The organism is Streptomyces sp. NPDC054794 (assembly GCF_053611585.1).
In genome coordinates, this window is the sequence record NZ_JBSHAQ010000061.1 from 49,563 (window position 1) to 60,997 (window position 11,435).

Annotated in this window: 11 protein-coding genes, 1 rRNA gene and 1 riboswitch; of the genes, 1 reads left to right on the top strand and 11 read right to left on the bottom strand. The window is 68.7% G+C overall.

The features are described 5' to 3' along the window. Positions 1–86 precede the first annotated feature (86 nt). A riboswitch (glycine riboswitch) is annotated at positions 87–183 on the bottom strand. 114 nt (positions 184–297) lie between these two features. After that, the gene (locus ACWGKT_RS40885; RefSeq protein ID WP_356154749.1) at positions 298–669 is read left to right on the top strand and encodes a PRC-barrel domain-containing protein; all 372 of its coding nucleotides are present in this window, start codon (positions 298–300) and stop codon (positions 667–669) included. Positions 670–1,060: 391 nt separating this feature from the next. On the opposite strand, the gene ACWGKT_RS40890 is transcribed toward ACWGKT_RS40885, so the two are convergent. The 11 genes from ACWGKT_RS40890 to rrf form a co-directional block, all read right to left on the bottom strand. After that, positions 1,061–2,506, bottom strand: a complete 1,446-nt coding sequence (locus ACWGKT_RS40890) for a DNA polymerase IV (protein WP_453277674.1) — start codon at positions 2,504–2,506, stop codon at positions 1,061–1,063. An 82-nt stretch (positions 2,507–2,588) separates the two neighbouring features. After that, complete coding sequence (locus ACWGKT_RS40895; protein ID WP_453277675.1) at positions 2,589–3,233, bottom strand: MerR family transcriptional regulator; 645 nt, start codon at positions 3,231–3,233, stop codon at positions 2,589–2,591. A gap of 261 nt (positions 3,234–3,494) precedes the next feature. Beyond that, positions 3,495–3,968 carry a bifunctional nuclease family protein gene (locus tag ACWGKT_RS40900; RefSeq protein ID WP_026253112.1) on the bottom strand — a complete coding sequence of 158 codons (474 nt, stop codon included), beginning with the start codon at positions 3,966–3,968 and terminating at the stop codon, positions 3,495–3,497. 86 nt (positions 3,969–4,054) lie between these two features. After that, positions 4,055–4,792 (bottom strand): transcriptional regulator FtsR, encoded by a 738-nt coding sequence (gene ftsR / locus ACWGKT_RS40905; RefSeq protein WP_453277676.1) that lies wholly within the window; start codon positions 4,790–4,792, stop codon positions 4,055–4,057. A gap of 20 nt (positions 4,793–4,812) precedes the next feature. After that, positions 4,813–5,643: an FHA domain-containing protein gene (locus ACWGKT_RS40910; RefSeq protein ID WP_453277677.1), complete on the bottom strand. Its 831-nt coding sequence runs from the start codon at positions 5,641–5,643 to the stop codon at positions 4,813–4,815. A gap of 190 nt (positions 5,644–5,833) precedes the next feature. Continuing rightward, complete coding sequence (locus ACWGKT_RS40915) at positions 5,834–6,670, bottom strand: DUF881 domain-containing protein (RefSeq protein ID WP_453277678.1); 837 nt, start codon at positions 6,668–6,670, stop codon at positions 5,834–5,836. A gap of 5 nt (positions 6,671–6,675) precedes the next feature. Continuing rightward, the gene (locus tag ACWGKT_RS40920; protein ID WP_003988855.1) at positions 6,676–7,008 is read right to left on the bottom strand and encodes a small basic family protein; all 333 of its coding nucleotides are present in this window, start codon (positions 7,006–7,008) and stop codon (positions 6,676–6,678) included. Next, entirely contained in the window at positions 7,005–7,844 is an 840-nt protein-coding gene (locus ACWGKT_RS40925) for a DUF881 domain-containing protein (protein ID WP_356154734.1), read from the bottom strand. Before ACWGKT_RS40925 ends, ACWGKT_RS40920 begins: the two co-directional genes overlap by 4 nt. 166 nt (positions 7,845–8,010) lie before the next feature. Then, complete coding sequence (locus ACWGKT_RS40930) at positions 8,011–10,506, bottom strand: sugar phosphate nucleotidyltransferase (protein ID WP_453277679.1); 2,496 nt, start codon at positions 10,504–10,506, stop codon at positions 8,011–8,013. Positions 10,507–10,620: 114 nt separating this feature from the next. Beyond that, positions 10,621–11,229 carry a CDP-alcohol phosphatidyltransferase family protein gene (locus ACWGKT_RS40935; protein ID WP_453277680.1) on the bottom strand — a complete coding sequence of 203 codons (609 nt, stop codon included), beginning with the start codon at positions 11,227–11,229 and terminating at the stop codon, positions 10,621–10,623. A 111-nt stretch (positions 11,230–11,340) separates the two neighbouring features. Next, positions 11,341–11,435, bottom strand: a 5S ribosomal RNA gene (gene rrf / locus ACWGKT_RS40940); the annotation flags it as partial.

Consider the following 11,435-nt stretch of genomic DNA (forward strand, 5'->3'; position numbering starts at 1 on the left):
AGTTTCACCGGGTCGCCCTAGGGCACCGGTTTTCACCGTCGGTGAGAGCGGAAGCCGTCGACATCCGCCCTGCTTTCCAGAGTGACCTCGTCCGTGCGGTACGTGGGCCTGAGAGATTCCGGGGAGGATTTGCTCCTTCGGCGCCTCCGGTGATGATCCGGAGGACTCTCCCGCACGGGGTCAGCAGCCGCTTGCCAGGGTACCAGCGAGGTCAACGACCGGGCCTTCGAGTGGCCGCCTTGCCGAATCTGCTCTTTTGTAGTGCTTACGGATGCGTTGCGACCAAGTGGAGGGCCCGTGCAGACCGACATCGATCCGCGCAACCTGATCGGGCGCAAGGCGTTCGACCGCAACGGCGCCAAGATCGGCACGATCGACGAGGTCTACCTCGACGACGCCACCGGGGTGCCCGAGTGGGCGGCCATACGCACGGGCCTCTTCTCCCGGGACGCCTTCGTCCCCCTCGAACCCAGCGAACTGGTCGAGGGCACCCTGCACGTCCCCTTCGAGCGGGCCCTCATCAAGGACGCCCCCGACTTCGGCGTGGGCCGCCACCTCTCCCCCGAACAGGAACTCCAGCTCTACCACCACTACGGCCTGGACGTGGCCCCACCCCCCAACCACCCCGACCACGACTTCGGCCACTTGGCGGGCACGGACGAGACGTGAGAGGTGGGGGCGAGTGCGGGGCGGGAGCCGGGGCATGCGATGCCCGGTGGGTCGGTCGCCCAGGAGGCTCTCTGCTGGGCAGCGGGCGGGTCGATCGGGGACCAGGAGCCCTGCGGCGCAGGCGGGAGCAGCGGGCGGGTGCCCGGGGGGCGAGGAGCAAGGGGGGTCGGCAAGGTGGGTAGCAGGGTGCCGACCGACGGGGTCGGGGAGCGTGACAGGCGGGCCAGGGTGACTTTCCTCCCACTCCCCAAGCCCCACACGCGAAACAGCAGAGGTCCTCACGCTCCCCAGCCCCCACGCGCACCGCAGCGGCCCTCAGACCCTCCCGCTCCCCCAGCCCCACTACGCACCCGCACCCCAGCGCCCCTCACGCTCCCAGGCCCCAGCCCCCTCACCCCGAACCCGCCCCAGCCCCCTCCAAGCTGCCCTCACCCCCATCAGCCCCCTCGACGCCGTCCCCCGAGGTCCCCGCGTCCCCAGCGCTCCCACCCTCCTCCGGCGGCTCCCCGCGCGAGACCAGGGGAAGTGGGTCCGTCGGCTCCAGGTCCGGGTCGTCGACCCGGAACGTGCGGACGCAGCCGGGCGGTGAGTCCGGTGTTTCGAAGCGCACGGTGACCCGGCCGAGGCCGCTGCCCTGGACCCAGCCGTGCCCGTACTCCGCGTGCCGGACGTCATGGCCCGCGGACCAGTGCCGCGCTGCGGCCGCGGGCTCCTCGGCCGCGGGCTCGGCCGCGACCTCCTCCGGCCCCAGATCCCCCCGCTCACCCGCCGCCTGGGCGAAGAGGTCCTCCTGGGTGTAGTCGGCGAGCCCGGACACCCCCACCCCGAGCAACCGAACACCACCCGTCGTGTCCACGGCCTCCAGCAACCGGGCGGCCGCCTCCCGGACCACCGCAGGATCGTCCGTGGGCCCACGCAGAGTCTCCGACCTGGTCAGCGTCGAGAAGTCGTACCGCCGCACCTTCAGCACGATGGTCCGCCCCGACAAACCGGCCCCGCGCAGCCTCCGCACGCACCGGTCGGCCAGGCGCTGCACCTCCAGCCCCACCCTGACCCGGTCGTGGATGTCCACGTCGTACGTGTCCTCGACGGAGACGGACTTGGCCTCCCGCTCGGCGACCACGGGCCGTTCGTCGTGCGCCAGCGCCATGGCGTACAGCGCGTGCCCGTGGGCCTTGCCCAGAAGCCGGACGAGCTCGTCCTCCCCCGCCTCGGCGATCTCCTCGACCGTGGTGATCCCGGCCCGCCGCAGGTGGTCACCGGTGGCCGGCCCCACCCCCGGCAGGGTCCGTACCGACATGGGCGCCAGCAGCGCCCGCTCGGTCCCGGGCTCGATCAGCACCAGCCCGTCGGGCTTGGCCTGCTCGGAGGCGATCTTCGCGAGCATCTTGGAGGCGGCGAGCCCCACCGACCCCGTGAGCCCCGTGACGGCCCGTATGTCCGCGCGCAGCTTCCCCCCGGTCAGCCGCGCCGACGCCTCGTCCCAGGCCGTCCCCCCGGCCTCCAGATCCACGAACGCCTCGTCCAGGCTCAAGGGCTCCACCAGCGGGGACAGCTCCCGCAGCAGGGTCATCACCTGCTCGCTGATCGTCCGGTAGAAATGGAAGCGCGGCACGAGGTACGCGGCGTTCGGCGCCAGCCGGCGCGCCTGGGCCATGGGCATCGCCGAGTTGACCCCGAAGACCCGGGCCTCGTAGGACGCGGTGGCCACCACCCCGCGCGGCCCGAGCCCGCCCACGATCACGGCCTTCCCGCGCAGGCTCGGCTTGGACGCCTGCTCCACCGAGGCGAAGAAGGCATCCATGTCGAGATGCAGGATCGTGGGCGCGTTTCTCACATCTCCGATGCTGCACCACGCCACTGACAACGCCCCGGAACAAGGGCCGCCGGGCCTGCTCCGTGCCCCGAGGGGCGAGCGCTCAGACCGCCCGGTTGCGCCGTCGCGCCAGCTCGTCCGCGGGGTTGTGCCCGACGAGCGTCTCACCGGTGTCGATCCGCTCCCCGTGCAGCTGGGAAAGCGCGCTCTCCACGTCCCGCCACACCACGCCGACGGCGATCCCGAAGATCCCCTGCCCGCCCTGCAGCAGGGCGTGGACCTCGTCCGGCGAGGTGCACTCGTAGACCGTGGCACCGTCGCTCATCAGCGTCATGCGCTCCAGGTCGCGGAAACCGCGTTCCCTGAGGTGCTGGACGGTCGTACGGATGTTCTGCAGGGACACGCCGGTGTCCAGGAAGCGCTTCACGATCTTCAGGACGACGACGTCCCGGAAGCTGTACAGACGCTGCGTACCCGACCCGTAGGCGGGCCGCACGCTCGGCTCGACCAGCCCGGTGCGGGCCCAGTAGTCGAGCTGCCGGTAGGTGATGCCGGCGGCCGCGCAGGCCGTCGGACCGCGGTAGCCGATCTCCTCGGACGTCATGGACGCCGCCCCTCCGCTGCTCGACACAGCCGTCGGCCACTTCGGAACGTGGTCGGCCGCGCTGCCGTGAAGCCCGTACGGACCGCTCTCCCCGAAACCGTGTCCGGGGGCACCCCCAGCCGTACCGTCGCCGCTGCTGATCACGCCGACCTCCGTCCTTGACCTGCCTTCTCGACGGTAGGCAGTCACCAGGGGTGCGTCAACGATCGCCACACTCGGCACGCCGAGTGATAATCACCCTAGGAGTGGTTTCCCGTGCCCCACCGCGGGGAAAGGCTAGCCGAATGCTCTCGTGGGGGGCCGCAGGACGCTCTCAATGGCCGCTGGCAATTGCCCTCTCCGCGGCGGCCACGGGCCGCGAACGAACCGGCACGGACGGCGAGTCCGCCGGGCAGGCCGCCCGTCTCACTGGCTGCTGGTGCCGAAGTCCTCGGGCGAGATCTGGTCGAGGAACTCGCGGAACTTCTCCACCTCGTCCTCCTGCTCGTCCGGAATCGCGATGCCCGCGTCGTCGAGCACCGTGTCACTGCCGTAGATCGGCGTTCCGGTGCGCAGGGCCAGCGCTATGGCATCGGACGGGCGGGCGCTCACCTCGACGCCGCTGGCGAAGACCAGCTCCGCGTAGAAGACGCCCTCCCGCAGATCGGTGATGCGCACTTCGGTGAGCTCCTGACCGACGGCCTCCAGCACGTCCTTGAACAGGTCGTGCGTCAGCGGTCGCGCCGGGGCCATGCCCTGCTGGGCGAAGGCGATGGCCGTCGCCTCCCCCGGCCCGATCCAGATGGGGAGGTACCTGTCGCCTCCCACTTCACGCAGGAGCACGATCGGTTGGTTGGAGGGCATTTCGACCCGGACACCTACGACATCGAGCTCGTTCACACAGCAACCCTAGGCCGTGCTCGGGACGTTTGGGTAGTCGGGCCGGGAACGGGTGCCCGATCCGGCCGCCCGCGCACCAGCACCGCTCAAGGCAGCCGCACCCCGAGCGCGGTCTGTACCAGTGCGGCGTGCAGCTTGACGGTCAGCACCGCCAGCTCCTTCGTACGAGCCTCCGCATGAGCCCTGGTCTGCGGGTTGCGGTGGCGCTTCAGAGGGGCCACCACCTGGTCCACGAGCCCGGCCTCGCGGTCGGCGGCGGCCTTCATCACCCGCAGGTGCCGCGGCTCGATCCCGAACCGCCCGAGCTCGGCGACGAGCGAGGCCACGGTGACAGACTCCGCGTCGTACACCCCGCCCTCCAAGGGTGTGATGAGGCCGTACGACTCCCACTCCTGGAGGTCGCGCTCCTCGATCTCGGCCGCCGAGATCAGCTCGGCCCGCGCGATCCGCGCCGCCGTGGGCGCTTCGAGGGCTTCCAGGACGGTCTCCCCGTCCCGCTGGCGCCCCACGACCGGCAGCTGTACGGCTTCGCCCCGCGCCATGGCGTCCAGGTGCTCCCGGATGACCTTGAGCGGCAGATAGTGGTCCCGCTGCATCCTCAGGACGTGTCCGAGGCGCTCGACGTCCTCGGTGCTGAACTTGCGGTACCCCGACGGGGTCCGCTGCGGCTCGATGAGCCCCTCCGCCTCCAGGAAGCGGATCTTGGAGATGGTGACTTCGGGGAACTCGTCGCGCAGCACGTTCAGCACCGTGCCGATGCTCATCAGCCCACTGTCCGTGGCGGCGGCGCCGTGGCCGGCACCGCCGCTCGGTGATTGAAGCATGGACCTTCCCTGGGGGTGGGTCAGATGCCCTGCCGGCTCGCGTAGAACACCAGCCGGTACTTGCCGATCTGCACCTCGTCACCGTTCGACAGAGCGACCTGGTCGATCCGCTCCCGGTTGACGTACGTGCCGTTCAGGCTGCCCACGTCGGCCACCGTGAACGAACCGTCCGGGGAGCGCCGGAACTCCACGTGGCGGCGCGAGACCGTCACGTCGTCCAGGAAGATGTCGCTCTGCGGATGACGCCCGGCCGTGGTGAGCTCGCCGTCCAGCAGGAAGCGGCTGCCCGAGTTCGGGCCGCGACGCACCACCAGCAGCGCCGAGCCGAGCGGCAGGGCGTCGACGGCGGCCTGCGCCTCCGGAGACAGCGCCGGCATCTGCGTCTGACCGGTGACCTCGGCGTCGTAGGCCTCGATACCGGAGATCGAGATCGTGGACGTCGTCTCGGACGGACGCTCCGCGGTCGCGCCGGCACGCAGCGGCGCGCCACAGTTCGAACAGAAGCGGGCGTTCTCCGCGTTGCGGTTACCGCACCTCGTACACACCAGGACCGACATGGACGGATCCTCCTGCCGCGGCTGCCCCGCCGGCGCATTGGACGTATACGGGTCGGAGGCAAACCCTCCACCCGTACTTGAGGTTGACGGTTGCCCGAAACCTATGCCGCCGGACTGGCCAGGGTCAACAGACGGCGCGCCCTGACCTCCGGAAATGTCACCGCCCGGACCAGCGACCTGGTCACGGAACAGCGGGCGCTGGCCCTCTGCGTCAGGCTGTGCGCGATGGCGAGCGGTCGCGTTGTCGCTACCCTCTCGCGCGCTCTTGCCGAACAACTTCGCAAACAACTTCACGGGCGATTCCCCTTGACCGAAACAGACCCGCCCGTGGGGCAGGACGAACCCTGACTGAATACACCGGCCGACCCGGACATCCTCACAACGTCCGTATCCACCAGACAGTTTCCACCACGCACCACCTCTTCGGTGCGCCGACCCCCCGCAACCTCATGCCCTCGCCGGATGTCCCCCATGCACCGTCGGTTCACTGGGAGGACGACCGAGCGTAGTCAGGCCGCTTCGCCGGTCGCAAGGCATCAACAACGATCTTGTCCGACCGCTCCACCATCACGGTGGCCTGCTCCTTCTCAAGAGTCTGCACCACACCTCCGGGGATGTTGAGGGCCGGTTCGAGGTCCTGCGGCTTGCCGATGACCTTGAAACGATAGGGGGCGTTGATCTTGTTCCCGTCGACGCTCACGCTCTTGTCGGAGTCGGTCAGATACGTACCGGCGACGACACGTACGTCGTTGACCTGGATCGCCTCCGCGCCGGCCGCGCGCAACTCCTGGATCGCGTCGAGCAGCATGTCCGCCTGGACCGTCCCCTTCGTGTCGTCGATGGTGATCGTGATGCCCGGTCCCTGCGCGGCCACGGTGCCCGCGAGTACGCCGAGTTGCTTCTCCTTCTCGACCGTCTGCTTGCGGGCCTCCGCGGCCTGGTTCGAACTGTTCCGCAGTTCGTCGCGCTGCTTTTCGAGACCCTGCTTCTCGTCCTCAAGACGCTGAGTACGGTCATCCAGTTCATCGAGGATGCGAACAAGATCTTCCTGACGGGCACCGCGCAGCGCGCTGTCGCTGTCGCTGTTCGACGCCACCTGCACCGCGAGGCCGAACCCGAGGCCGAACAGCAGCAGGGCGACGATGAGTTGGGCCCGGGTGACACGCGGCGGCCACAGGCCCTTCACCAGCCGCCGGCGTCCGGTGAGCGCAGCCTCCGGGTTCTCGTCGGCCTCCGGCCCGGCCTCGGGACCCACCGCGGGGACCTCGTCGGGCAGTTCCTTGCGCAGCCTGTTCTCCGGCTGCTCGTCCTGGTTGCTCATCCCACTCACGCCCGGAACACGTGCCGCCGGATCGCCGCGGCGTTGGAGAAGATACGGATACCGAGGACCACCACGACACCGGTGGACAGCTGCGCGCCCACGCCCAACTTGTCGCCGAGGAAGACGATCAGTGCGGCCACGACGACGTTCGACAGGAACGACACCACGAAGACCTTGTCGTCGAAGATCCCGTCGAGCATGGCCCGCAGGCCGCCGAAGACGGCGTCGAGCGCCGCGACGACGGCGATCGGCAGATAAGGCTCGACGACCGCCGGAACCTCAGGTCGGACCAACAGGCCGGCCACGACTCCCACGACGAGGCCCAGTACGGCGATCACGATGTGCCCTTCTCAGTGCTCGGCTGTGCGGTACGTACGATCACACTCGGTGCGGCGGGAAGCCGGAGGTCGGTCTCCGTGGAGATGCCGGTCCGGATGCCGTAGTTCTCGTCCAGGGCGTGCAGATACAGCCCGTCGGCGCTGTTCTGGAACCTGGTGCTCAACTTCTCCCCGTCCCCCACCGCCAGGACCGTGTAGGGCGGCACCAGCGGTTTGTTGTCGACCAGTATCGCGTCACCCGCGGCCCTGATCGCGGACAGGGCGGTCAGCCGCTGCCCGTTGATGGAGATGGCCTCGGCCCCCGAGGCCCACAGCCCGTTCACGACGCGCTGCATGTCACGGTCGCGCACCCGTCCGGTGTCGGAGAAACCGGAGGTCTCGCGCGGATTGGAGCCGTTACCGCCCGTGGTGGCTTCCTTGGCGTCGTTCACCACGAGCTTGACGCCGGGGCCGTGCACCGCCGTCGCGCCCGAAAGGACGCCCATGAGGTCCGTCCGGGCGCCTCCACCGCTCTTCCGAAGCGCCGCCCGCTGCCGGGCGCTCACATCGTCGCGCAGGTCGTCGACGGCGCCTTCGAGCTTGTCCGCAGCCGTGCTCTCCCGGTCGATCCGGTCGATCAGCTCCTGGCGCTCCTTGGCGACGGCGGGCGCCGCCACGCGCGCCTGGGCCGCCCCGACGGTCACGACGAGCGCCGCGAGCACCAGACCGGCGGCGAGGCCGAGCTTCGCCCTGAGGGTCTTCGGCATGCCGCCTTCGCCCTGGGCCTTCTTCCGGGCGGCGGCCTCCGCATACCCGTCGTCGAGGCTGTGGTCCATGACGTTGGTGATCAACGACATGGAGGCGTCCGGGCGTGGCGGCCGCGTGGGCTTGCTCCGAACGGGGGGTTGCTGCGGCATGCCGCACATAGTCGCACGTTGCGACCAGTACCTCCGAATGGCCCCTCCGGCGTGCCGGACAGGCCCGCTTGGGGACACTTGTCCGGCACGCACGCGTGCAGAGGTTTTACCGTCCGGCGCTGTCCACGACCGCCGACCACTCGTCGAGAAGGGCCTGGGCAGAGGCGTCGTCCGGCCCCTCGGCCCACAGATGCGTGACCGCCTCGGCCGGGTCGGGCAGCACCATCACCCAGCGCCCGTCGGTCTCCACGACCCGCACACCGTCGGTCGTGTCGACAAAGCGATCTCCGGCCGCCTCGACGACCCGCCGCATCACCAGTCCCTTGACGGCCCACGGGGTCGCCAGGTCCCGCTTGAGGACATGCGCCCGCGGGATCCGGGCGTCGATCTGGCTGAGCGTGAGCTGCGTCCGCGCCACCAGCCCGATCAACCGTACGAACGCCGCCGTACCGTCGTAGACGCTGCTGAACTCGGGGACGATGAACCCGCCCTTGCCGTCACCACCGAAGATGGTCCCCTCCTCACGCCCCACACGCGTGAGGTCGTCGGGAGAGGTGGTGGTCCACTCGACCTGGGTCCCGTGATAGGCGGCCACCTGCTCGGCGATCCTGGTCGTGGTCACCGGCAGCGCCACCCGCCCGCTGCGCCGCTCGGCGGCCACCAGGTCCAGCATCACCAGCAGTGACCGGTCGTCCTCGATGATGCGGCCCTTCTCGTCCACCAGGGACAGCCGCTCACCCACGGGGTCGAACCGCACGCCGAACGCGGCCCGCGAGGACGCCACGATCTCGCCGAGGCGCACCAGCCCCGACCGCCGCATGTCGGCCGTCTCCGTGGGCCTGGACTCGTCGAGACCGGGATTGATCGTCAGCGAGTCCACACCGAGCTTGCCGAGCAGGCTCGGCAGGACGAGCCCGGCGCTGCCGTTGGACGCGTCCACGACCACCTTGAGCCCCGACTCGGCGACACCGGTCGTGTCGACATTGCGGAGCAGCGAGCCGGTGTACGAGTCGAAGACGCTCGCCGGGAAGTGCAGATCGCCGATCTCACCGGGGAACGCGCGCCGGTACTCCTGCCGCGCGAAGATCCGGTCCAGCTTGCGCTGGCTCGCCTGCGAGAGATCGGCACCCTGGCCGTCGAAGAACATGATGTCGACCGAGTCCGGCACACCCGGAGAGGTCCGGATCATGATCCCGCCGGCACTGCCGCGCGCGGTCTGCTGCCGTGCCACGGGCAGCGGTACGTTCTCCAGGTCCCGTACGTCGATGGCGCTGGCCTGCAGGGCGGAGATGACCGCCCGCTTGAGCGCACGGGCACCACGGGAGTGGTCACGGGCCGTGGTGACGGTGGACCCCTTCTTGAGGGTCGTCGCGTAGGCACCGGCCAGCCGCACGGCCAGCTCGGGCGTGATCTCCACGTTCAGGATGCCGGTCACCCCACGGGCGCCGAACAGGTGCGCCTGTCCCCGGGACTCCCAGATGACCGAGGTGTTGACGAACGCGCCGGCCTCGATGGTCTTGAACGGGTAGACCCGCACATTGCCCTGCACGATCGATTCTTCGCCGATCAGGCACTCGTCGCCGATGACCGCGCCGTCCTCGATCCGGGCCGCGCGCATGATGTCGGTGTTCTTGCCGACGACGCAGCCCCGAAGATTGCAGTGCTGGCCTATGTACACGTTGTCGTGCACAACGGCCTTGTGCAGGAAGGCGCCGCTCTTCACGACGACGTTCGACCCGACGACCGTGTGCTCACGGATTTCGGCGCCGGCCTCGACCTTGGCGTAGTCACCCACATAGAGCGGTCCGCGCAGTACGGCATCGGGATGCACCTCGGCACCCTCCGCCACCCAGACGCCCGGCGAGATCTCGAAACCGTCGATCTCGACGTCGACCTTGCCCTCCAGCACGTCGGCCTGAGCCTTCACGTAGCTCTCGTGCGTACCGACGTCCTCCCAGTAGCCCTCGGCGACGAAGCCGTAGACCGGCTTGCCCTCCTTCATGAGCTGCGGGAACACATCGCCGGACCAGTCGACGGGGACATCGGGTTCGACGTAGTCGAAGACCTCGGGCTCCATGACGTAGATGCCCGTGTTCACCGTGTCGGAGAAGACCTGCCCCCAGGTCGGCTTCTCCAGGAAACGCTCGACCTTTCCTTCTTCATCGACGATGGTGATGCCGAATTCCAACGGATTGGGCACACGCGTCAGACAGACGGTGACCAGCGCACCCTTTTCCTTGTGGAAGTTGATCAGCTCGGTGAGGTCGAAGTCGGTCAGCGCATCGCCGGATATGACCAGGAAAGCATCGTCCTTCAACGCCTCCTCGGCGTTCTTGACGCTTCCGGCGGTACCGAGTGGCTTCTCCTCGTTGGCATACGTGAGCTCCATTCCGAGCTCCTCGCCGTCCCCGAAGTAGTTCTTGACGAGCGAGGCCAGGAACTGCACGGTGACGACGGTCTCGGTGAGCCCATGCCTTTTGAGCAGCCGCAGCACGTGCTCCATGATCGGGCGGTTTGCCACGGGCAGGAGCGGCTTGGGCATGCTAGAGGTCATGGGGCGAAGGCGTGTGCCTTCACCACCGGCCATCACGACGGCCTTCATGTCGGAAGCGTCCTCCTCCAAGAGACGACGGTCTAGCCGACTTCACCCGTCCAGATTGTCCCGCACTTTTCCGCCGTGGGCCATCGAGCCACTACGTCCGGACAATCGCCGAGTTCAATCGGCCATGGCGTCCGCACGGACCAGTTGGCGGACTTGCACCACGTAGAGCACTCCTGCCCACCAGTAGAGCGTTGTACCCCACCCGGCGAACGCCCATCCGAAAATAGCAGCGAGTGACGAGATCCAGGTGGTTCCGTCACTGAGCAGGAGCAACGGGAAGGCATACATCAGATTGAAGGTGGCTGCCTTCCCGAGGAAGTTCACCTGGGGCGGGGGATAGCCGTGACGCCTGAGGATGCCCACCATCACCAGCAGAACCAACTCTCGCGCCAGCAGCACAGCCGTCAACCAGACCGGCAGGATCTCGCGCCAGGTGAGACCGACCAACGTCGAGAGAATGTAGAGGCGGTCGGCCGCGGGATCAAGAAGCCTGCCGAGGTTGCTGATCTGATTCCAGCGCCGCGCGAGCTTGCCGTCGAGGTAGTCGCTGACCCCGCTCAGTGCCAGCACCAGGAGGGCCCAACCGTCGCTCTGCGGACCCCCGAACTCCGGCCTGAGGATCAACCACAGGAAGAGGGGGACGCCGGCGAGCCGCGCCATGCTGAGGATGTTCGGGATGGTGAGGACTCGGTCCGTCTGGACGCGGGTCTCCTGGACCTCCACCCGGGGGCCTCCTGTGGGAAAACGTGCGAACGATGCCCCCTGACCCTACCTCAACGCAAAAAAGCTCTGGCTCCTGGGCTGTATTGCCCAAGAGCCAGAGCTCTAAAGGGAGTTCGGCGGCGTCCTACTCTCCCACAGGGTCCCCCCTGCAGTACCATCGGCGCTGTGAGGCTTAGCTTCCGGGTTCGGAATGTAACCGGGCGTTT